Genomic DNA, 21,742 nt, shown 5'->3' on the forward strand with positions numbered 1-21,742 from the left:
GGTCGATGGAAAACCGATTCAAGACCGCAAAGACACCCGCGGAGGCGATCGACCGCCTCCAGAGCATTTACGACGCATCGACCGAACGCCTGCAGACGGCGCTGAAGGCCTATATCGAGGACGGGACACCGCCCGATCCCAAGGCCCGCGCCAAGCACGCCTTCGCCTATCCCGAACTGCGCGTGACCTATGAGACCGAAGGGTCGCCCCCGCCAGTCAGCCGGGCCTTCGGCAAATTCTCCGAGCCCGGCGTCTACCGCCTGGCGATCACCCAGCCTTCGCTGTTCCGGGACTATCTCGAAGACCAGCTTTCGATCCTGCAGGACCAGTATCCGATCACGATCGAGACCGGCCCGTCGGACGAGGAGATCGCCTTCTCCTACGTGCTCGACGGCTCGCAGGAGATCGATCTCGACAAGGCGAGCGCCGCCGATCTCGTCCGCCACTTTCCCTATGCCGATCTGGCGCGGATCGATGATGCGGTACCGAATGGCGAGCGCAGCCCGGTCCCGGGCGAGCCGCGGCCGCTGGCCCTGTTCGACGCGCCGCGGGTGGATTATTCGCTGCAGCGCATCCGGCACTATACCGGCACGCCCTATGAGGACGTGCAGCAATTCATCCTGTTCACCAATTACCACCGCTATGTCGACGCCTTCGTGGCCTGGGCGATCCGCCAGCTGAAGGAAGACAATGAGTACGAGTCGCTGTCGGCGGCCGGCTTCGTCACGGTCGATGCCAGGACGCGCAATCCGCGCGCGGCGGTCGAGGGCGCGCCCTGGCGGCGCTTCCAGATGCCGGCCTATCACCTCAAGGCGCCGGGCGGGCGGGGCATCACGCTGGTGAATATCGGCGTCGGCCCGTCGAATGCGAAGACGATCACCGATCACCTGGCCGTGCTGCGTCCGCAATGCTGGCTGATGATCGGCCATTGCGGCGGCCTGCGGCATTCGCAGCGGCTCGGCGATTATGTCCTGGCCCACGCCTATCTCAGATATGACCGGGTGCTCGACCGCGACCTGCCGCTGGAAATCCCGGTGCCGCCGATCGCGGAAATCCAGATCGCGCTCGCCGATGCGGTCAAGGCGGTGAGCGGTGATAGCGGCGAGGATCTGAAGCGCCGCCTGCGCACCGGTACGGTTGCGACCTATGCCGACCGGAACTGGGAGCTTCGTTTCCACGCCGAGGCGCGCCGGATCAACCAGTCGCGGGCCATCGCGGTGGACATGGAATCGGCGACGATCGCGGCCAATGGTTTCCGCCTGCGTGTGCCCTATGGCACGCTGCTGTGCGTCTCGGACAAGCCATTGCACGGCGAGTTGAAGCTGCCCGGCGCGGCCAATCTCTTCTATCAGCGCTCGGTCAGCGAACACCTGATGGCGGGGATCGAGACGATCGAGATCCTGAAGCGCGACGATGCCGCTGCGCTGCATTCACGCAAATTGCGCAGTTTCGACGAGCCGCCCTTCCGATGAGCACGACCGCCGAACCGAAATACGCCTGGCTGGGACGTGCCGCGATCGAGGCGATCCTGATCGTCTTCGCCGTCGTTCTGGGTTTCATCGTGAATGAATGGCGCGAAGGCGTGCAGACGCGGCAGGCTTCGGACACGGCGCTGGAACGCATCGCCGAAGAGATGGAGGCCAATGCCGCCGCGCTGCGGCAGGTCGTCGGCTATCACCAGATGGTGGCCGACAATCTCGGCGAGGCGATTGCCCGGATCGAGCGCGGCGAAGCGTCCGAGGAGGGCGTGCTGTTCAATGTCCTGCCACCGATCATGCCGCGCGGAATCCAGGAGCCGCGCCTGACGACGGTGGCGTGGGATCTGGCACGGGAGCGCGGCGATCTCGACCCGGTCGACTACCGCATGATGTCGGACATCGCGCTGATTTACAGCGCGCAGTCGGGCGGGGCAGATTCCACCTGGCGGTCGATCGCGGAAACCTTCTTCCTGTCGACGGAATCGCTCGAGCGGCGACCGCTTCTGCCGAAGCTCAGGCTGATGCAGGCGTCCTTCTCGGAACTCGTTGCGCAGGAGCAATACCTGATCGGTCTCTACGACCGGCAGATCGAGGATGTCCGCGCGGCGCTGGAGTGACCTCGCATACGCCCCCTGCAGACTTGTTTCGTTTCGCGGCTTGCCCCCTGCGCCCCCGCGATTTAGGTGATGCGCCATGAGCCGCGTGATCGCCTTCGACGGGATTCGGAATTTTCGCCATTTCGGCGAGTACGACACGCGTGACGGGCGAAAAGTCCGCCGCGGCCTCTACCGTTCGGGACATTTCGCCCGGGCGTCGGGCCAGGACATCGAGCGCCTGACCGAGATGCGCCTGACGGTGGTCACGGACCTCCGCCGGCCGCTGGAGCGCGACCGCGAGCCGTCGCGCTGGGACGATGTGCTCAATCCGCGCGTGCTGGCGTCGAATATCGCCGGCCATGCCGAGCCGCCGCACATGGCCTTCCTGCGTGAAGGCGATCTGAGTGCGAAGGGCATCCGCGATTTCATGCTGGCGACCTATCGCCGGCTGCCGACCGATCCGGGCAACAAGCAGGCCTTTGCCGCGGGCCTGCGGGCGCTGGCCGATCATGCCGAGGACGAATCCTTCGTGGTGCATTGTGCCGCGGGCAAGGACCGGACGGGCCTGTTCTGCGCCATGGCCCTGGAACTGTCCGGCGTCGACCGCGACACCGTGGTCGAGGATTATCTGATGACGAATACGGCGGTCGATTACGACCGTCTCGTCCCGGAAGTGGCCGCGAATATCGCCGACCGCACGGGCCGCGCGGTCGAGGAGGAGTCCATGCGGATCTTCCTTGGCGTCGATGGCGATTATCTCAACGAAGCCTTCGGTGTGATGGGCAGTGCGGACGCCTATATGCGCACCGAGCTCGGCCTGTCCGACGACGAGATCACCCGGCTGCGCACCGCGCTGGTGCGGGGGTGACCACCGCCGCCCGGACGGTCCGGTCGCTGGACTGGATCGACCCTCTCGACGCCCTTTCCGCTTTTCAGGCGCATACCGGTACCCTGCTGCTCAGCGGCGGGCCGAACTCGCAATCCTTTCTCTTTCCCGGTCCCGCCACGCCCTTTCCGATCGGAAAGGCTGGCCTGCAGGACTTGGGCTGGTTCGACGCGATGGGCGCGGCGCGCAATGCCACGGCCGCCGGCGACCGGGTGGCGGGGCTTTTCGAATACGAGGCGGCACGGAGTTTCAACGCCCCGGACGGGTCGCCCGACCGGCCGCCGATCCATCTCTTCGCCTACCGCGCTTGGCTGCGCTTCGACCCGATCGACCGCCGTGTCACGCTCGAGGGCTCGCAGACGGCGGCGCGCGACGTCGCGCGCTGTCTGGCGGAGGCGAAGCCCAGGGCAGCGGTGGCTGAACCGTCCGGATCGTTCGCGCCGGTCTGGAGCAAGGCGCGCTACATCGAGGCCTGCCGCGCCATCCTCGAGCACATTCGCGCCGGCGATATCTATCAGACCAATCTGTCCCAGCCCTTTGCCGGCAGGCTCGGGGAGGGCGATACGCCGTTCGACCTGTTCCGCCGCCTCACCGCGAATAGTCCGGCGCCGCACGGGGCGTGGCTGCGGCTGTCGCCGCAGCGGGTGGTCGTGACGAATTCCCCGGAACGCTTCCTGAAGCTCGAAAAGGGTGTCGCGGAGGCCCGCCCGATCAAGGGAACCCGTCCGCGCGGCGCGACCCCGGACGAGGATGCGGCGCTGAAGGCGGAACTGGCGGCCAGTGCGAAGGACCGGGCGGAAAACCTGATGATCGTCGATCTGATGCGCAACGATCTGTCACGCGTGTGCGCGCCCGGCTCGGTCGCGGTGCCGGAATTGTTCAAGGTGGAGAGCTTCGCCAATGTCCACCACCTCGTCTCGGCTGTGACGGGGTGGCTGGCCGAGGGCAAGGATGCGCTCGACCTGCTCGCGGCGGCGTTTCCGCCGGGGTCGATTACCGGTGCGCCGAAGCTGCGCGCGATGGATATTCTGAGCGAGCAGGAGGGCGAGGCGCGCGGGGCCTATTGCGGGGCGCTCGGCTGGATCGGGGACGAGGCGCAATCGATGGATTTCAACGTGATGATCCGCACGCTGACCCTCGACGCCGACGCGGACGGCTGGCGCGTGTCCGGGCGTTCGGGCGGCGCGATCACGATCGGGTCCGACCCGGAGGCCGAATATGCCGAGACGCTCGCCAAGGCATCGGCGCTGAAGCGGGCGGTGGCCGGATGATGCGGAGCTGGGACGAACAGGGCTGGCGGACGTTCGAGCCGGGCGATATCGCGCCGGAGGACCGCGGCTTCCTCATCGGTGACGGCGTGTTCGAGACGATGCGCGTGGCCGGTGGCCGGATTCGCCATTCCGACGCCCACCGCGACCGGTTCGAAGCGGCGTGCGCCGCGCTCGATCTCGACTGTCCGGCGGAGTGGGGCCAAGTCGAGGCTGCCGCCACGGGGCTGCCGGATGGGTCAATTCTGCGCCTGACGCTGACGCGCGGGCCGGGGCCGCGCGGGATCGGCCCGGTCACGGAGCCGGAACCGCGGCTCTTTCTGGCGGATTTTCCGCCCGTATCTCCGCCGGAACCGGTGTCACTTTGCACCGTGTCGATCCGCCGATCGCCGAGCAGCCTTGCCAGCCGGTACAAGACGCTGAGCTATGCCGACAATGCGGCCGCCCGGCGCGAAGCGGTGGCTTCCGGGGCCGACATGGCGCTGCTGCTGACGACGGAAGGGCATGTCTCGGGGGCGGACTGCGCCAATCTGTTCTGGATCAAGGGCGATGTGCTCTGCACGCCGTTACCCGGTTGCGCGATCCGGCCGGGCGTGATGCGCGAGGCGGTGATGGCTAAGGCGAGAGATACGGGTCTGATGGTGCGCGAGCACGTGTTTCCGCCAGCGGCCCTATTGTCGGCCGGGGCGGTTTTCGTGACCAATGCCGCGATGGGTGTGGTGCCGGTGCGCAGGATCGACGGCCGGACGGTCCCGGCAAGCCATCCTGCGATGCTGCGCCTCAGCGAAGCGGTGTCTACTGCCGGCTGACGACGAGCGAGCGGCGCGGGCGCAGGTAGAAGGTTTCCTCGATGTCGAACCGTCCGACGCCGATTTCGGAAAAGGCGGATTCGTACGGGTAGAGCACTTCCACCATGATGACCGAGCGGCCCGGCGTCAGAATGCCCGCCGGCGTGGTGTAGCGCGTGCCTTCGCCGAGCGGGGTCATGCCGGTCGCATCGCTCCAGTCGACCTGGGCATCACCGCTCAGATTCATCGTGATCGAAGAGATCCGGACCTGCAGGAGATTGCCCGGGTTCGGTGCGACCAGAACCGCTCCGGCGGCGAGGATTTGCTCCATCTCGTCGTCGGTAATGACGTCGTCCTGCGCCACAAGGTCGGCGAGGGCGCTGGCCGTGGAGGTGACCTTGCGGTCGACACCGAGCGCGAGGCTGACTTCCACAACGCCGAGATAGAAGAGCATCATGACCGGTGCGATCAGGGCGAACTCGACCGCCGACACGCCGTCCTGACGGCGAACGAGGCTGCGGATGAAGCGGATCATGGCGCGCATCCTCAGTCCCACGGCTCGTTGCGGAAGACGGTCGCCGATGTGATCAGGCGCTCATTGTTCGACATGTTGGACATGGAGTTCATGAAGTTCGGCATCAGCAGCGGCCAGCGGTAGAAGACCCGCACCATCACGATGTCGCCGGCGTCGCCGGGATCGAATCCCATATCGTCGGTCTGCAGGTCGCCGTCTTCATTGACCGGATCGGACACGGCGACATTGTCGAAGTCCTGGAAGACGCGGACATCGAAGTCGAGCCGGGCGCAATCGGCGATGACCTCGATTCGTTCGCACACGGCGTCGCGGAAGCCGTCGGCGTCCATGCCGCCGGCCTGAACCTGGCCTGTGCGGATTTCGCGGGCGGATTCCAGCACGGCATTTTCGATCACGGTGGACGCGAAGAAGACCGCCGCGATTTCGACCAGCGCCATGAGGAAAAAGAAGAAGGGACCGGCGATCAGCGCGAATTCGACCGCTGTCGCTCCTTTCCGGTCGCGCCGGAATGTCCTGAGTTTACGCGCGAGATGCATGGGTCCAACCGTCATCCTTCACGGTGACTGTCGCGCATCTCGCTTAAGTCCGCGTAAAATCGCGTGGTTAACGGATTATTCCCGGCCGCCGGCGAGCGGGGCGCTGCCGCCGTCTCCGGCCGCGACGGCCTGGGCCGCGGACTGAAGCCGTGTGTTGCCCTGGTTGGACAGAGCGTCGAAGCGCTCCGGATCGTCGCCGATGGCCGGGATTGCTTCGCACTGCGCGCCGCAGGCAAAGGTCGTGCGGTTGGCCCCTCTATAGAGAGTCACGCCGCCGTCGGGCGTGCCGCCGACGACGACGTCCTGCGCGTAGATCACGCGCCCGCGCGCGTCGAGCGCGATGATATTGGTCCGGCCATGTAGGCGGCCGGTCAGGATCAGCGTGTTGCGATCATGAATCACGGCATCGGCGACCGACGGGTTGCCGATCACCACCGTATAGGCGGGGGCGGGCAGGCGGACGACGTCCGCGTGGTCGGCTTCGAGATAGCGCTCTTGCGCGGCAGCCGTGCCCGAAAGGGCCAGCGCGGCGAGAGAGGCGAGAACGAGATGACGCATGGCGTCCTCCGCAGGTCTGGATCCGCCTGACAGGAAAGCGCGCCCGCGTGAAGACTTTCTAAACGGAGGGCGAGGGAAGTTACCAATTCTTTTTGAATATTCTTGGTTAGTCTTCTTTAACCATATTCCGGGTTCCCCCATGTAAAGACATAATTAAGCATGCGCTTTAACGTGGCTGAAAGGCTCTTCGTGTTTGATGGCGTCACTTCGGGAGATGTCGGGACGGACTGACCCGGGTGGATGTGTGCTAGCAACACGGGAGAGACCCAAATGAAAATGATTTCGCGCTTCTTCAAGGACGAGTCGGGTGCCACGGCCATCGAGTATGGTCTGATCGCGGCTCTTATCGCTGTGGTGATCATCGGTGCCGTGACGGCGCTGGGCACCGGCGTCCGTGACAACCTGCAGACGGTTGCCGACGCGATCTAATCGCGACAACACTGACTGCAGTCAAAGAAACGGGCCGCCTGGAGACATCCGGGCGGCCCTTTTCCTTTGCGCGTTAAGCCAAAGGCAAGAGGCGCCGGGGTAGAACACGCGCCGCAACAATGCCGGAGTGACGCCGTGGCCGCGCAATACATGCTTCTCGTCTTCGTCTTCCTGATGGCGTTCGCCGCGATCAAGGACGCGATGAGCTTCACCATTCCCAACTGGCTCAACGGCGCCATCGTTCTCCTGTTTCCGGTGGCCGCCATCGCCTTCGGCATGAGTTGGGCGGAGTTCGGCCTTCACCTGGCGGTCGGGGCCGGGGCACTGGTTCTGGGGATGGCGCTGTTCGCGCCGGGCTGGATCGGCGGCGGCGACGCCAAGCTGATCGCGGCGGCCGCGCTCTGGTTTGGCTGGCCGGATGCGGGGATGTTCCTCGCCAAGTCCGCGCTGATGGGCGGGGCGCTGGCCGTCATTCTCCTGATGCTGCGCCGGATGGTGCCGGCCACCAATCTGTCGGCAGGCTGGGTCGCGAAGACGCCGCTGGCAGAAGGCGCCCCAGCCCCTTACGGAATTGCTCTCGCCGCCGGTGCATTCTGGACGCTTCCGGGTAGCACGCTGTTAACGCTGGCTCTGGGCTAGCTGCGCGAAGTCGCGAGGCCTGCGGCATTGCGGCGTAAATCTTAACGCCCCTTTGAGAAATTGGCGGTCTGATCGCACACGGAGACCTTTATCCGAGGGGACGTGCCGCGATGAATTCAGCCCGGATCCTGATCCTCGCGTTGGCCGCTGTCGCGGCTGCCGCGGCGGCTTATTTCGTATACAGCCGATCCGGCACGCCGGAGCCGCAAGTCGTTGAACGGCCTGTGGAAAGAGCGCCTGCTGTCCGGGTCCTTGCGGCGCGTGGCGATCTGGAAACCGGCGAACGCATCAGCGCTTCGGACCTCTATTGGCAGCCCTGGCCGGAAGAAGCGGTCAGCCCGGCCTATGTGACCGAATCACGCTCCCCCGACGCGATCGAGGAATTCGTCGGCGCGATCGTGCGCGCCTCGATCGCCCAGGGCGAGCCGATCACGCCGCGCAAGCTGGTTCCCGCCGGTCAGGCTGGCTTCATGTCGGCGGTGCTGACGCCAGGCATGCGGGCGGTCGCCGTTCCGCTGTCGGCGGAAACCGGCGCGGGGGGCTTCATCCTGCCGAATGACCGCGTCGATGTGATCGTCACCTATGAAGAGGACGGCCGCGAATCCTACGGCCGCGGCGGCGGCTTCGTCGCCGAGACCGTCGTTGAAAACACGCGTGTCCTCGCGATCGACCAGATTTTCGGAGAGGACGAGGAAGAAGGCGCGGTCGTGGGCTCGACCGCGACGCTCGAACTCACCCCCGATCAGGCCCGCGCCGTCACCCTGGCGGTCGCGCGCGGCGAGGTGTCGCTGGCGCTGCGCAGCCTGACGGACGGGGATGGCGGCCCCCGGCTTTCCGCGCCGGAAGTGGTGGCGCGCGACGAAGCCGATGATGACCGCGACCGGGGCCGCAACACGATGACGGTCTACCGCTATGGCCAGCGCCAGGATGTGGCGCTCGGTGACGGGGGCTAGGACCATGATCGCTCGCCTCCTTCTTGCTTCCGCGCTTGTCGCCTTCGCGCCGATGGCCGCCGCTCAATCGGGCGAGACCTCGACGCGCCAGGTGCATATCGTGTCGTCGGGTGACGGCCCGGCCGCGCAAACGCTGAACCTGCCGGCCTCGCAGGCGGCGATCGTGCATCTGCCGGTCGATGCTGCAGACGTGCTGGTCACCAATCCGGAAGTCGCCGATGCAGTGATCCGCACGCCGCGGCGGGCCTATCTGCTCGGCCTGACGACCGGCTCGACCAATGCCTTCTTCTTCGATGCCAATGGCGAACTGATCCTCGACCTGCAAATCCGCGTCGACCGGGATTTCGGGGCGCTGCGCGACCAGATTGCGCGCCTCCTGCCGGACTCGCGCATCGAAGTCGATGCGATGAACAACCGGATCGTTCTGTCGGGCTCCGCGCCGGACGCCGCGTCTGCGGATGCCGCGCGCCGCCTGGCCCAGCAATGGGTCGATGACCCGGAACACGTCCTGTCGATGATCGCGGTCGAAGGCCGTCAGCAGGTGATGCTGCGCGTCCGCATCGTGGAAATGCAGCGCACCATCGTGCGCCAGCTCGGCATCGATCTGTCGGCGGTCGCCCAGCTCGACGATCTCGCGGTTTCGGTTGCGACGGCGAACGAATTCTCGCTGGTCGGACGCTCGCTCGGCGGCTTCTCTGCGAATCTCGACTACACGAATAGCGGCGGCGGTGACATTTCCAGCGCCGGCGGCCTGATCCGTGCGCTCGAACAGATTGGCCTCGTGCGCACGCTGGCCGAACCGAACCTGACCGCGACGTCGGGCGAAGCGGCAAACTTCCTCGCCGGCGGCGGCGAATTCCCGGTCCCGACCGGGCGCGACCGCGACGGCAATATCATGGTCGAGTACAAGCAATTCGGTGTCGGGCTCGGCTTCACGCCGCTGGTCCTGTCAGAAGGCCGCATCTCGCTGCGCATCTCGACCGAGGTGTCCGAACTGTCCAGCCAGGGCGCGCTGTCGCTCGGCGAGACCGTCGTCCGCGACGACGAGGGCAATGTGATCGGCACGGTTCCGGGCGTCACCATTCCCGCGCTGAACGTGACGCGGGCGGAAACCACGGTGGAACTGCCGTCGGGCGGCAGCCTCGTCCTCGCCGGCCTGATCCAGGAAGAAACGAGGCAGAATCTGAACGGCATTCCGGGCATCCAGAACATTCCGGTGCTGGGCGCGCTCGCCCGGTCCCGTGACTTCGAGAACCAGGAAACCGAACTGGTCATCATCGTCACACCGTATCTGGTCGATCCGACCAATGACGCGGCGATCTCGACCCCGGCGGACGGATACGCCACGGCGAGCGAGATCGAGACCATGTTCTTCGGCCACATCAATCGCGCCTACGGCGTGCCCGGCGCCGACACGGACGGGCGCTCCTGGCGCGGTCCGATCGGCTTCATTCTCGACTAGGGAGAGACAAGGATGACCCGCATCACGATGCTGCTTCTGTCAGCCGCCGGTCTGGCCCTGTCGGGCTGTTACACCATGCCGAGCGATCGCGCCGGCGACCGTCCCCAGCCCTATGTGACGCAGGAAACCGCGCGCTTCGAGCTGGCGATGAACCCGGACGAAGGCGGTCTGGCCTGGTCGCAAATGGGCGCCTTCTCGGCCTTCATTGATGGCTACCGGTCGGATGGCGCCAGCCGGCTGGCCGTCACCGTTCCCGACCGGGTCGCGGACATGGACATGGCCGACAGCGCGATGAGCGAGCTCTTCGCCTATCTCGACGGGCGGGGGATTGCCTCCCACGCTGTCGCGCTTGGTGAATATGACGCGCAAGGTTCTCCGGTCGCGCCGATCATCGTCAGCTACATGGTCTATGCGGCCCATGCGCCGCGCGAATGCGAGAATCTCGGCTGGTCCAACCTGGCCGGAGAGTTCGACAACCGCGCCTATCCGCGCTTCGGCTGCGCCACGGCGGCGAATTATGCCGCGATGGTCGGCCATGCCTACGATCTCGTGGGACCGTCGAGCTCGGCCCCGGCCGATGCCGGGCGCAATGCAACGATCATGGACCGCTGGCGGGCCGGGCAGCCGACCTCGTCGCAGCGGAGCGAAGACGAAAGCGGCGCGGTCAGCCAGGTGGCGGAATAGGTTGATGGCAGGCAATCGGATGGCTGAATCATACGCATACGAAGACGAGGACGATTTCCTGGGCGGCGACGACGAATTCGTCGACGCGGAGGATATCGAGCGCCGCATTCTGGGTGAGCTCGATTCCAGCCCGGCCGAGGACGACTTCGCCGAACCGGCGCGCCCGTCCGGCGGCCAGCGCCCCTTCGGTGCGGCGCAGGCCCCCAAAACTGGCGGCCGCGAAGCCGAGCGCTATGACGATTTCGAGTTCGACGACACGCGGGCCGAACCGGTGCGCGAAGAACCCGCTCGCCCGTCGCGCGCCTTCGACGCCAGCGAATACGAGATGGATGTGCCGCTGTCGCCGGTGGCCGGCGATGCGGCCTATGGCGAGATCGATGCCTCGATTTCGGATCAGCCCGTTCCGCGGATCGCGATCCACGCCTTTTGCGAGCGCCCCGAAACCGGCGCGCTGATGCATCACGCGGCGGGGGACCGCCGGATGCAGAAGGCGCATGTCGAGGTCGAGTTGGGCGGTCTGCCGGCGGCGATCGAACGCTTCCACGATGCCTCGACGCCGAACCTGCTGATCGTCGAATCCGGCATGCGCGGACAGGGCCTGTTTGACCAGCTGGAAGAACTTGCCAGCGTCTGCGACCCCGATACCAAGGTCATCATCATCGGTGCGGCGAACGACATCGCGCTCTACCGCGAGCTGATGAAGCGCGGGGTCAGCGAGTATCTCGTCCCGCCGATGACGCCGCTGCACGTGATCCGGGCGATCTCCTCGCTCTATCTCGATCCCGAAGCGCCGTTCGCCGGCAAGTCGGTCGCCTTCATCGGCGCCAAGGGCGGGGTCGGAGCCTCGACGGTGGCGCACAATACCGCCTGGTGCGTGTCGGAAGGGCTCGACAGCGATTGCGTGCTGGTCGATCTCGACCTGTCCTTCGGCACGGCCGGTCTCGATTTCAACCAGGACCCGGCGCAAACGCTCGGCGATGCCCTCCTGGAGCCCGATCGTCTCGACGATGCGCTGCTCGACCGGCTGCTGGTGCGCTGTACCGACAAGCTGTCGCTGTTCTCGGCGCCCGCGACGCTCGACAAGGACTGGGATTTCACGCCCGACGTCTACGACATGGTACTGGACAAAGTGCGCCGTCAGGCGCCTTTCATGGCGCTCGACCTGCCACACACCTGGTCGCCCTGGGTGCGTCACACGCTGCTGGGTGCCGATCAGGTCGTGGTCACGGTGACGCCGGATCTCGCCTCGTTGCGCAATGCCAAGAATTTGTTCGATCTTGTTGCGGCCGCGCGGCCGAATGACGAATTGCCCAAGGTCGTGGTGAACATGGCCGGCGTGCCGAAGCGGCCCGAAATCCCGATCAAGGATTTCGCCGAAGCGCTCGGTACGCCGCCGGCCCTGGTCCTGCCCTTCGAGCCGCAATTGTTCGGCAAGGCGGCCAATAACGGCCAGATGATCGCGGAAGTGGACCCGAAGTCGAAGGCGGCAGAGGGCTTTGCCCACCTGGCCTCGCTGATTTCCGGGCGCGTTTCCACGCCGCCGCGCAAATCCATGATTTCGAAACTGTTCGGGAGATAGACCCGGACCATGTTCGGTAAACGCGACGCTTCGACGATCCAGCGGCCCGCCCCGGCCCCCGCGCCGACGACGCCTGCCCCGAAGGACGAGGCGCCCCGGGCGGCTGCGCCCGCGCCAAAGCCCGCACCCCGGCCGGCGCCGAAGCCTGCCGCGCCTGCCCCGAAACCGGCTCCCAAGCCGGCGGTTGCTGCCGCGCCTGCGAGCCGGACCGCTCCGGCGAAGGCGGGCAAGGTCAGCGGGCCGAGCGAGCAATATTACGCCATCAAGACGACGATCTTCAACGCGCTGATCGACACGATCGATCTCGGCGCGCTGGCGCAGCTCGATGCCGAGACCGCGGCGGAGGAAATCCGCGACATCGTCACCGAAATCATCTCGATCAAGAATGTCGCGATGTCGATCGCTGAGCAGGAACAGCTGCTCCAGGACATCTGCAACGACGTTCTGGGCTATGGCCCGCTCGAGCCGTTGCTGGCGCGCGACGACATCGCCGACATCATGGTCAATGGCGCGGGCGACGTTTTCATCGAAGTGAACGGCAAGGTCGAGAAGACCAATATCCGTTTCCGCGACAACGGCCAGCTGATGAATATCTGTCAGCGGATCGTGAGCCAGGTCGGCCGCCGGGTCGATGAATCGAGCCCGATCTGCGACGCGCGTCTCGCCGACGGCAGCCGTGTGAACGTCATCGCCCCGCCGCTGGCGCTCGATGGTCCGACCCTGACCATCCGCAAGTTCAAGCGCGACAAGCTGCGCATGGACAATCTCGTCGAGTTCGGCTCGATCACCCCCGCCGGCGCGCGCGTTCTGGGCGTGATCGGCCGGTCGCGCTGCAATGTGCTGATCTCCGGCGGCACCGGTTCCGGTAAAACCACGCTCCTCAACACGATGACCGCCTTCATCGAGGAAGACGAGCGGATCATCACCTGCGAGGACGCGGCGGAACTGCAGCTGCAGCAGCCGCACGTGGTGCGCCTCGAAACCCGGCCGCCGAACCTTGAAGGCTCCGGCCAGGTCACGATGCGCGATCTCGTGAAGAACTGTCTGCGGATGCGCCCCGAACGCATCATCGTCGGCGAGGTGCGCGGACCGGAAGCGTTCGACCTGTTGCAGGCGATGAATACCGGTCACGACGGTTCGATGGGCACGCTGCACGCCAACAGCCCGCGCGAAGCCCTGTCGCGTATCGAATCCATGATCACGATGGGCGGGTACAACCTGCCGTCCAAGACGATCCGGGAGATGATCTCCGGCTCGATCGACGTGATCGTGCAGGCCGCGCGCATGCGCGACGGCACCAGAAAGATCACGCACATCACCGAGGTGATGGGCATGGAAGGCGACGTCATCGTGACCCAGGATCTCTTCGTCTACGAGATCGAGGGCGAGGATGAGCACGGCAAGATCAAGGGCAAGCACGTCTCGACCGGTATCGCGCGTCCGAAATTCTGGGACCGCGCCCGCTATTACGGTCTGGAACGCGAACTGGCGCAGGCTCTCGACGAGTCGGAGGGCTAGAGATGGGTCCCGATCCCATCCTCATCGCCGCCGCCATCGCCGCCTTCATCGCGGTCGGGGGCTTCGGCTGGGTCGCGACCGGCGCCATGGGCGACAGCCGGACGGCGCGTCAACGCAAGGCCGTCGCGATCGGCGGAGCGGCGGGACGCGGCGGCGTGCGCCGGGCGACGGTCGTCGACCAGACGCAGCAGCGCCGCAAGCAGGTCCAGGACAGCCTCAAGGAGCTCGAGAAACGCCAGAAGGACCAGCGCAAGAAGACGTTGAGCCTGAAGGCGAAGATCGAGCAGGCGGGGATGAGCTTCACGCCGACGACGTTCTGGATCGCCTCGCTCGTGGTCGGCGTCGTGGGTGTCGGCGTTTCGCTCTATTTCGGCCAGTCCCTGCTGGTGTCGCTCGCGTCCGGCGTGGGCAGTGGTCTCGGCATGCCGCGCTGGTTTCTCGGCATGCGCTGCAAGGGCCGGCAGAAGAAATTCACCGCCGAGTTTGCCAATGCGCTCGACATCATCGTGCGCGGCGTGAAGTCCGGCCTGCCGCTGAACGAGTGTCTGAAGATCATCGCCCGCGAATCCCCCGATCCGATCGGGCCGGAATTCGCGCGCCTCGTCGAGGCCCAGTCGATGGGCGTTTCGATCGAGGACGGCATGAAGAAGATGGTCGAGCGCATGCCGCTGCCGGAACTGAACTTCTTCGCCACCGTCTTGCTGATCCAGCAGAAGTCGGGCGGCAATCTCGCCGAAGCCCTGTCGAACCTGTCGGCCGTGCTGCGCGCGCGGAAGATGATGCGCGAGAAGATCGGCGCGCTGTCGTCTGAGGCGAAGGCCTCGGCGATGATCATCGGCGCGCTGCCGCCGGGTGTTCTCGGCATCGTCTATTTCACGACGCCGTCCTACATGAATGCGATGTTCGTCGAGCCGAAGGGGCAACTGATGCTGCTGGGCGGGGCGCTATGGATGGGCCTCGGCATCCTGATGATGCGCGGCATGATCAACTTCAAGCACTGACGAGGGGGCCATGGACGACATTGCCGAACTCGTCACCGATCCCAGCTTCCTGTGGGCGTCGATTGCCGCGATCATGGTGTTCGCCACGATCGTGACGCTGACCGTGCCGATGATGGGCGCGGACAAGCTCGACAAGCGGATCAAGTCTGTCCAGAATCGCCGAGAGGAATTGCGCCGCAAGTCGCGCGAGGCGATCGAGAAGGGCTCGTCCAAACTTCGCGGTCAGGAAAAGCGGACGCTGACGCGGCAGGTCGTGGAAAGCCTGAACCTGCAGAAGCTGTTCGAGGATCCGGCGATCAAGGAGAAGCTGACCCAGGCCGGTTTCCGCGGCAACGGGCCGGTCATGACCTTCTATTTCTTCCGGCTGGCTGCGCCGATCCTCCTGTTCATCGGGGCCGCGCTCTACCTGATGTTCGTCAACGATTTCGGCCTGCCGAACATCACCCGCTGGTGCGCCGCACTGGGCCTCGGGATGCTCGGCTATTACGCGCCGAACCTCTATGTGACCAACGCCGCCCAGAAACGCCGCGATTCCATCATGACCTCGTTTCCGGACGCGCTCGACCTTCTGCTGATCTGCGTGGAATCAGGCATGTCGATCGAAGCGGCCTTCCAGAAGGTGGCGGGCGAGATCGGCAGTCAGTCGATCGAACTGGCCGAGGAATTGTCGCTGACGACGGCCGAGCTGTCCTATCTCCAGGACCGCCGCATGGCGTACGAAAATCTCGCCAAGCGGACCAACCACCCCGGCGTGAAGGCGGTCGCGACGGCGCTCATCCAGGCGGAACGTTATGGTACGCCGCTGGGTCAGGCGCTGCGTGTGATGGCCAAGGAAAACCGCGACATGCGCCTTGCCAATGCCGAGAAGAAAGCCGCCTCGCTGCCAGCCAAGCTGACAGTCCCGATGATTGTCTTCTTCCTGCCGGTACTGTTCGTCGTCATTCTCGGACCGGCCTATCTTCGTTACCAAGGTCTGTGACGTCGCCTCACATTCGGGTTAGACAGACAGGTCAGGCGGCCAATCCGGCCGCAGGAGAAGGTATTCATGATCCTCCGGCGCTCATCGCCAGACAAGCACAGGGAAACGGTGGAGACGGCGCGCCGCGCCTCTCAGGAGGCCATGCGTGCCCTGTGGGAGGATGATGCCAAACGGGCGAAGACCGAGCTCACGGCGGCGCCGAAGAAGCTCGATTTCGCCGAAATCGGCTGGCGCGTGGCGCTGGTCTCGGCGCTGGTGGACCTGAAGCTCGGCAAGGTGAAGTCCGGCGTCACGGCGCTGGAAAAGGTCATCGACCGGCTCGACGAGACCGACCTCAGCCGCGACGACAAGGGCTATCTCAGGCTGTTCGCGCTGTACCGGGCGTCGGAAGCCTCGAAGGACAAGCGCGCACCGGCCTCGTTGCGCGAACGGGTCGAGCATTTCCGCTTCGACCAGACGCTGATCGATCCGGAGATCAAGGCCGACTTCCCGCTGAAAAAGGTCGAGGACAAACCGATCGACCCGCCGCCACCTCCGCGCTCGTCCGGCGAGATCGAGTTTTAGACTGTTCGGGGTTCACCCCACCCCGCTCCTGTGATGCTGGCGCAAGCCACTCGCGTCCCTCCCCCTCAAGGGGAGGGAAAAGCATCTAGCCCTCCCCCTTGAGGGGAGGGCCGGGAGGCTGAGCGTCAGCCAGCCGACCGGGGTGGGGGTATCAAGCTAGAGAGACGCTCCCCGGTTTCGCGGAGCGAAGACCGGGGCCCAAAGTCGGAAAACTTGGATCCCGGATCGGCTGCGCCGTCCGGGAAGCGTCAGCCGAGATTTCTCTGGGGTCCCCATGAAAATCGGGACCCGAAGCTTGAGGCCGGTTTCGGATTCCCGCGTTCGCGGGAACCCCGGTAGATGTAGTCGATCTCAATCTTGCAGAGCGAAGCTCTACCGCGCGCCATCACCCCGGAGGGCATCCCAGCGGCGCTGGGTGGTCAGCATGGAGCGAACATAGGCCATGTTGGCCTCGGCAGTTTCCTCGCTGACATCGGTGCGGGCGAGACGTTCGGCCTCGTCGAAGCGTCCCTGAAGCGCGATCACCAGCGCCAGATTCTGGCGCACCTGAGCCCCCGCGCCGGGCCGCGCGATGGCTTCACGCAGCATGCGTTCGGCCTGCTCGGCCTCGCCATTCATGGCGTAGGACAGGGCGAGATTGGACAGGATGGCGGCTTCACCGGGCGCGACGGACAGCGCTTCGCGGAAGCGGTTGCGTGCTTCCTCGGACAGGCCGGCGACCTCATAGGCGACGCCAAGTGCATTGATGATCCGCCAGTCGCCAGGCCGCGCCGCGCGGGCACGCGACAGGGGCTCGATCGCCGCGCCGCCGCGGCCGGACGTCGTCAGAGACAGGCCGTAGAGATAGAGAAGGTCGGCGTCGTCGGGGTAGAGCGCCATCGACTGGCGCGCGACTTCCGCGGCGCGCTGGTCGTTTCCGAGCGTGCGCAGGACACGGACGAATTCGACGGCGGCTTCGCGGTCGCCGGGATTGAGGTCGTGCTGTTCTGCCCAGAAGGCGGCCTGGGTCAGGAGGTCCTGCGTGCGGATCGCCTCGCGTTCGGCCTGGCCGGCGGGCACGATCGTCGCCCGGGCCTCCATCGCCGTGGCCAATTCCTGCTCTTCTGCGGTGCGCGAGGTCGCGCAGGCGGTGAGGGTCAGACCGGCGAGCGTCAAGACGCTGAAACGGGTAACGGAAAAGAAGCGAAGCATGGGCTTTCCTCTTTCGGAGGTGCGAATCGCGCCATTCAGGCCCTTGATCGTCGGGCCAGCCCGTCAAAAATGCCTTAACAAAGCCTTTCCGGTATTCACCCGCCCCTGAAGGGAGCCATCCGTGTCCGAATTGTTCGCGACGTCGCGCGAGTCCAAGCATCGAAGCGTCCGCCTGATCCGCGCCAGCCATCTCGAGGACGATCTGTCCGCGCTTGGCGAAGGCGCGCGCGACCTGTTGAAGCGTGGCGGCTTTTCCGGCCGGCCGGGACAGATCGCGTCCTTGCCGGAAGGTTCCGGTGCGGATGCCGTCGCCGGGGTTGGTCTGGCCAACGACCCGCAGGCCTTTGGCCCGGCGGCGCTGGGCCTCGCGGAAGGGACGTGGCGGCTCGAAGGGCCGCTGCACGGTCTCGACCCGACCCTGCTGGCGATTTCCTGGGCGATGGGCGGCTATCAGTTCGCGCGCTACAAGACCTGGCCGCGCAAGCCCGCGAAGCTGATGCCCGTCGACGGGGCGGACATGGCCGAAGCCAAACGCGTCGCCAAGTCGATCCATCTGGTGCGCGATCTGGTGAATACGCCGGCGCAGGACATGGGGCCGCACGCGCTGCAGGATGCGGTCACGGCGCTGGCCAAGGAATTCGGCGCGAAGTCGAAATCGACCACGGGCGACAAGCTTCTGAAAGACAACTACCCGATGATTCATGCGGTTGGCCGGGCCGCGCACGAGGCGCCACGCCTGATCGAGCTGGAATGGGGCGACCCGTCCCATCCGCTGGTCGCGCTGGTCGGCAAGGGTATCACGTTCGACAGCGGCGGACTCGACATCAAGGGCGCGGTCGGCATGCGCCTGATGAAGAAGGATATGGGCGGCGCGGCCAATGCGATCGGCCTGGCGCGCCTGATCATGGACGCGAAACTGCCAGTGCATCTGAAGCTCTATGTCGCCGCGGCGGAGAATGCGATCGGCCCGGGAGCCTTCCGCCCGGGCGATATCCTGCCTTCGCGAAAGGGGCTGACGGTCGAGATCGACAATACCGATGCCGAAGGCCGCCTGGTTCTGGGCGATGCGATCGCCCGCGCGGTCGAGGACGAGCCGGACCTGCTGCTCGATTTCGCGACGCTGACCGGGGCGGCGCGCGTCGCGCTGGGCCCCGATCTCGCGCCCTTCTACTCCAACAATATGGAACTGGCCGAAGCGATCTCGCGCGGCGGGGTCACGGCCAACGACCCGGTTTGGCAGATGCCGCTCTGGGACAATTACGACAGCTGGCTCGACGGCAATATCTCGGACCTGAAGAATGCCGCGTCAGGCGGATTTGCCGGTTCGATCACGGCCGCGCTCTTCCTGCGGCGCTTCGTCGGCAAGACGCGCTGGGCGCATTTCGACATCTTCGCCTGGAATCCGGAAGACCGGCCCGCCCGGCCCAAGGGCGGCGAGATGCTCGGCTCGCGCGCGGCCTGGGCGATGCTGAAAGAGCAATACGGCAAGGGGAAGTAGATCATGGATCGCCGCACCACACCCGCGCGTCCGGATCTCGCCGCCGCGCATCTCGAAGGCCAGGTCGAGGCGGAGCGCTTCGTCGAACCCGTCGACAAGCAGGTCGGGCACGCCAATGTCTGGCTGCGGTCCGGCCCGCGCGACGACGCACCGGTCGATACCGAGCTTCTGTTCGGCGAAGTCTTTGCCGTACTGGAGGAAAAGGATGGCTGGGCGTGGGGCTTTGCCCGCAATGACGGCTATACCGGCTATGTGCCATCCGACGCGCTCGATGACGAGGTCCACATGGCCAGTCACCGCGTGTCGGCGCTCCGGACCTATGTGCTGTCGAAGCCGGATCTCAAATCACCTCCGGCCGAACTGATCAGCCTCAATTCGCGTATCGCCGCGGGCCGCCGCGAGGGCAATTATGTCGAGGTGATCGGAACCGGCTGGGTGCCGCAATTCCATATCGCGCCGGTCAGCGCGACCGAACCCGACTTTGTTGCCGTCGCCGAACGCTTCTATGCCGTACCCTATCTGTGGGGCGGCAAGACGAGCGTCGGGCTCGACTGTTCGGCGCTGGTGCAGCTGTCGCTCGAAGCGGCGGGCATTCCCGCACCGCGTGACACCGATTTGCAGGAGGCCGAGCTTGGCGGGCGCTGGCGGCATGTCGAGGCGGACGCCCCGAAACGGCGCGGCGATCTCGTCTTCTGGAAGGGCCATGTCGGCATCATGACCGATGGCGAACAGCTGCTGCACGCCAACGCGTATCACATGGCTGTGGAGCTGGAGACCCTCGCCGACGCGGTCGAGCGGATAGAAAAAACCGCAGGACCGGTGACATCGGTCCTGCGGCGATCACGCTAGGGAGTTTCGGCGAGGATTATTCCTCGCCGTCTCCATTGTCTTCGTCTTCGGGGGTTACCGGATCGGGCGTACCCGGAGCGGTTTCGGCCGGATCGACCGCCGGATCGGAACCCTCGGGTTCTTCGGACAGGTCCTCATCACCGGCAGCCGCTTCCGATTCGATCCCCACTTCCGGAGTCGGTGCGGCATCTTCAATTACGCCGGAGGAAACGGCATCGTCGAGCGATTCCAGGCCGACATCGCCGTTCACGTCCGCTTCGCCCTCAACAGCTTCCACTTCGGCCGGGGCCGGAGCGGGGAAGGGAACCGGGTTGTCCGACAGCGTCTGGAGGTAGGCGAGCAGGTTGGCCCGGTCTTCCTCGCCGCGCAGACCGGCAAAGGACATGTTCGTGCCCGGCACGTAACCACGCGGATTCTCGATGAAGGCGTCGAGATTCTCGTAGGTCCAGCTGCCTTCCATGCTGCTCAGCGCAGCGGAGTAGCTGAAGCCCGCATGGGCTGCCTTCGGCGCGCCGACCACGCCCCAGAGGTTCGGGCCGGTGCCATTGGCACCGCCTTGCTCGAAAGTGTGGCAGGAGACGCAGCGGCGGGCGATGCGTTCGCCGGCTTCCGCGCTCGCATTGGCGAGCAGCGTGCCGAGATCGATCTCCGGCTCTTCCTCGGCAGGGCCCGATCCGGTGCCCAGCGATGCCAGGTCCAGCGGGTAGGCAAATTCGGTTTCTTCCCCGTGTTTCGGGAAAAGGCCCTCGGCGATGATGCCGATGACCATGACCGCCAGGATGGTGCCAATCACCACGCCTGCAATTTTGTTCCAGAAGAGATCGCCCATTCTCGTCCCCAGGCAATGCTATTGAGAGCGCGAGCGTGTTTGGCACGCGCCAACGGGAGTGGCAACCGCGCAAGGCGGCAGTTCTGACCGTCACTTACGCTGCGTATGCGCCTGCGTCCAGCGGCGAAGGGTCGCGGTCTGCGGTCTTCGCCACATCGCCGCCACAGTCGGGACACCTCGCGGTCAAACAGCGTTGCGCAATGGCCTCACCCGCAGATTGCGGCACAGCGAACTGCTGTTTTCACGGAAACATCCCTCTTGCGGCGGGTTCCGGGCCTGCTCAGATCGGCAACGCGGGCGGCACGAAGCGTCCCGCAGGTTGGTCAACTAACAAGAAAGAGGGTTCAAAAATGATCCGTATGCTCCTCTCCGCTTCCGCCGCGACGCTGGCGTTCGCATCCGTCGCTGCCGCCGATGCCGGCGATGTCCGCCTGTCGGGCGGTTACACGCACTTCGACGCAGAAGGGGTCGACCTCGGCGCGGTGACGCTCCGTGCCGGTTACGACTTCACCAACTATTTCGGCATCGAAGGCGAAGGCAATATCGGTGTTAACGACGATACCGTCTTTGTCGGTGCGACCCCGGTGAATGTCGAACTCGACTATTCCATCGGCGGTTTCGTGGTCGGCCGTCTGCCGGTCGCCGAAAACGCGAACCTGTTCGCCCGTGCCGGTTACACCTCGGCTTCCGCGGAAGCGTCGGCCGCTGGCGTGACCTTCGGTGACGATGACGATGGCTGGTCCTACGGCGTCGGTGGCGAATGGTTCTTCGATGGTGTGAACGGTGTCCGTTTCGACATCACCCGCACCGAATTCGACAACGCAGGCGAGTCCGACGCCGTCGGCATCTCCTACGTCCGCCGTTTCGGCACGCGCTGATCGCGTCGACTGAACGAAAAGAAGAGGGCTCCGCTTCCGGCGGG

The 21,742-nt window shown here is 65.6% G+C and carries 23 protein-coding genes; 18 read left to right on the top strand and 5 right to left on the bottom strand.

What is annotated here, in order from left to right:
• The first annotated feature begins 5 nt into the window (after positions 1-5).
• From L5876_RS07190 to L5876_RS07210, 5 genes are all read left to right on the top strand, one after another.
• Positions 6-1,472 (top strand): AMP nucleosidase, encoded by a 1,467-nt coding sequence (locus L5876_RS07190; RefSeq protein WP_236955489.1) that lies wholly within the window; start codon positions 6-8, stop codon positions 1,470-1,472.
• Complete coding sequence (locus L5876_RS07195) at positions 1,469-2,095, top strand: hypothetical protein (protein ID WP_236955490.1); 627 nt, start codon at positions 1,469-1,471, stop codon at positions 2,093-2,095. Before L5876_RS07190 ends, L5876_RS07195 begins: the two co-directional genes overlap by 4 nt.
• A gap of 76 nt (positions 2,096-2,171) precedes the next feature.
• On the top strand, positions 2,172-2,942 hold the full coding sequence (locus tag L5876_RS07200; protein ID WP_236955491.1) for a tyrosine-protein phosphatase: 771 nt from the start codon (positions 2,172-2,174) through the stop codon (positions 2,940-2,942).
• Positions 2,939-4,231 carry an anthranilate synthase component I family protein gene (locus L5876_RS07205; protein WP_236955492.1) on the top strand — a complete coding sequence of 431 codons (1,293 nt, stop codon included), beginning with the start codon at positions 2,939-2,941 and terminating at the stop codon, positions 4,229-4,231. Before L5876_RS07200 ends, L5876_RS07205 begins: the two co-directional genes overlap by 4 nt.
• Positions 4,228-5,037 (top strand): aminotransferase class IV, encoded by an 810-nt coding sequence (locus L5876_RS07210; RefSeq protein ID WP_236955493.1) that lies wholly within the window; start codon positions 4,228-4,230, stop codon positions 5,035-5,037. Before L5876_RS07205 ends, L5876_RS07210 begins: the two co-directional genes overlap by 4 nt.
• Here L5876_RS07210 and L5876_RS07215 read toward each other — a convergent pair.
• The 3 genes from L5876_RS07215 to L5876_RS07225 all read right to left on the bottom strand — a co-directional run bounded on the left by L5876_RS07215 (position 5,024) and on the right by L5876_RS07225 (position 6,645).
• The gene (locus tag L5876_RS07215; RefSeq protein WP_236955495.1) at positions 5,024-5,551 is read right to left on the bottom strand and encodes a TadE/TadG family type IV pilus assembly protein; all 528 of its coding nucleotides are present in this window, start codon (positions 5,549-5,551) and stop codon (positions 5,024-5,026) included. The two genes, L5876_RS07210 and L5876_RS07215, sit on opposite strands and share 14 nt — an antisense overlap.
• An 11-nt stretch (positions 5,552-5,562) precedes the next feature.
• Positions 5,563-6,087 (bottom strand): TadE/TadG family type IV pilus assembly protein, encoded by a 525-nt coding sequence (locus L5876_RS07220; RefSeq protein WP_236955496.1) that lies wholly within the window; start codon positions 6,085-6,087, stop codon positions 5,563-5,565.
• Between the two features lie 75 nt (positions 6,088-6,162).
• Entirely contained in the window at positions 6,163-6,645 is a 483-nt protein-coding gene (locus L5876_RS07225; protein ID WP_236955497.1) for a pilus assembly protein N-terminal domain-containing protein, read from the bottom strand.
• A gap of 270 nt (positions 6,646-6,915) precedes the next feature.
• Between L5876_RS07225 and L5876_RS07230 the strand changes: the two genes are divergently transcribed.
• The 10 genes from L5876_RS07230 (at position 6,916) to L5876_RS07275 (ending at position 16,453) form a co-directional block, all read left to right on the top strand.
• The gene (locus L5876_RS07230; protein ID WP_039712958.1) at positions 6,916-7,074 is read left to right on the top strand and encodes a Flp family type IVb pilin; all 159 of its coding nucleotides are present in this window, start codon (positions 6,916-6,918) and stop codon (positions 7,072-7,074) included.
• Positions 7,075-7,209: 135 nt separating this feature from the next.
• A complete protein-coding gene (locus tag L5876_RS07235; RefSeq protein ID WP_236955498.1) occupies positions 7,210-7,713 on the top strand; it encodes a prepilin peptidase in 504 nt (167 codons plus the stop codon).
• A 110-nt stretch (positions 7,714-7,823) separates the two neighbouring features.
• Complete coding sequence (gene cpaB / locus L5876_RS07240) at positions 7,824-8,666, top strand: Flp pilus assembly protein CpaB (RefSeq protein ID WP_236955499.1); 843 nt, start codon at positions 7,824-7,826, stop codon at positions 8,664-8,666.
• 4 nt (positions 8,667-8,670) lie between these two features.
• Positions 8,671-10,128 carry a type II and III secretion system protein family protein gene (locus L5876_RS07245; RefSeq protein WP_236955500.1) on the top strand — a complete coding sequence of 486 codons (1,458 nt, stop codon included), beginning with the start codon at positions 8,671-8,673 and terminating at the stop codon, positions 10,126-10,128.
• Between the two features lie 12 nt (positions 10,129-10,140).
• A complete protein-coding gene (locus L5876_RS07250) occupies positions 10,141-10,812 on the top strand; it encodes a CpaD family pilus assembly lipoprotein (RefSeq protein ID WP_236955501.1) in 672 nt (223 codons plus the stop codon).
• A 19-nt stretch (positions 10,813-10,831) separates the two neighbouring features.
• Positions 10,832-12,391, top strand: a complete 1,560-nt coding sequence (locus L5876_RS07255; RefSeq protein WP_236955503.1) for an AAA family ATPase — start codon at positions 10,832-10,834, stop codon at positions 12,389-12,391.
• 9 nt (positions 12,392-12,400) lie between these two features.
• Positions 12,401-13,909: a CpaF family protein gene (locus tag L5876_RS07260; protein ID WP_236955504.1), complete on the top strand. Its 1,509-nt coding sequence runs from the start codon at positions 12,401-12,403 to the stop codon at positions 13,907-13,909.
• Between the two features lie 2 nt (positions 13,910-13,911).
• Positions 13,912-14,910 (top strand): type II secretion system F family protein, encoded by a 999-nt coding sequence (locus L5876_RS07265; RefSeq protein WP_236955505.1) that lies wholly within the window; start codon positions 13,912-13,914, stop codon positions 14,908-14,910.
• 10 nt (positions 14,911-14,920) lie between these two features.
• A complete protein-coding gene (locus L5876_RS07270) occupies positions 14,921-15,889 on the top strand; it encodes a type II secretion system F family protein (protein WP_236955506.1) in 969 nt (322 codons plus the stop codon).
• A 66-nt stretch (positions 15,890-15,955) separates the two neighbouring features.
• Entirely contained in the window at positions 15,956-16,453 is a 498-nt protein-coding gene (locus tag L5876_RS07275) for a hypothetical protein (protein WP_236955507.1), read from the top strand.
• 372 nt (positions 16,454-16,825) lie between these two features.
• Here L5876_RS07275 and L5876_RS07280 read toward each other — a convergent pair whose 3' ends face one another.
• Entirely contained in the window at positions 16,826-17,644 is an 819-nt protein-coding gene (locus L5876_RS07280) for a tetratricopeptide repeat protein (RefSeq protein WP_236955508.1), read from the bottom strand.
• Positions 17,645-17,765: 121 nt separating this feature from the next.
• Here L5876_RS07280 and L5876_RS07285 point away from each other — a divergent pair, with 121 nt between their 5' ends.
• Together L5876_RS07285 and L5876_RS07290 are read left to right on the top strand one after the other, a co-directional pair.
• On the top strand, positions 17,766-19,142 hold the full coding sequence (locus L5876_RS07285) for a leucyl aminopeptidase family protein (RefSeq protein ID WP_236955510.1): 1,377 nt from the start codon (positions 17,766-17,768) through the stop codon (positions 19,140-19,142).
• A 3-nt stretch (positions 19,143-19,145) separates the two neighbouring features.
• Positions 19,146-19,991 carry a C40 family peptidase gene (locus tag L5876_RS07290; protein WP_236955511.1) on the top strand — a complete coding sequence of 282 codons (846 nt, stop codon included), beginning with the start codon at positions 19,146-19,148 and terminating at the stop codon, positions 19,989-19,991.
• A 16-nt stretch (positions 19,992-20,007) separates the two neighbouring features.
• On the opposite strand, the gene L5876_RS07295 is transcribed toward L5876_RS07290, so the two are convergent.
• The gene (locus L5876_RS07295; RefSeq protein WP_236955512.1) at positions 20,008-20,820 is read right to left on the bottom strand and encodes a cytochrome c family protein; all 813 of its coding nucleotides are present in this window, start codon (positions 20,818-20,820) and stop codon (positions 20,008-20,010) included.
• 350 nt (positions 20,821-21,170) lie between these two features.
• On the opposite strand from L5876_RS07295, the gene L5876_RS07300 reads away from it, so the two are divergent.
• The gene (locus tag L5876_RS07300) at positions 21,171-21,698 is read left to right on the top strand and encodes a porin family protein (protein WP_236955513.1); all 528 of its coding nucleotides are present in this window, start codon (positions 21,171-21,173) and stop codon (positions 21,696-21,698) included.
• The last annotated feature ends 44 nt before the right edge of the window (positions 21,699-21,742 follow it).

The organism is Hyphobacterium sp. SN044 (assembly GCF_021864465.1).
Taxonomy (GTDB): Bacteria; Pseudomonadota; Alphaproteobacteria; order Caulobacterales; family Maricaulaceae; genus Hyphobacterium.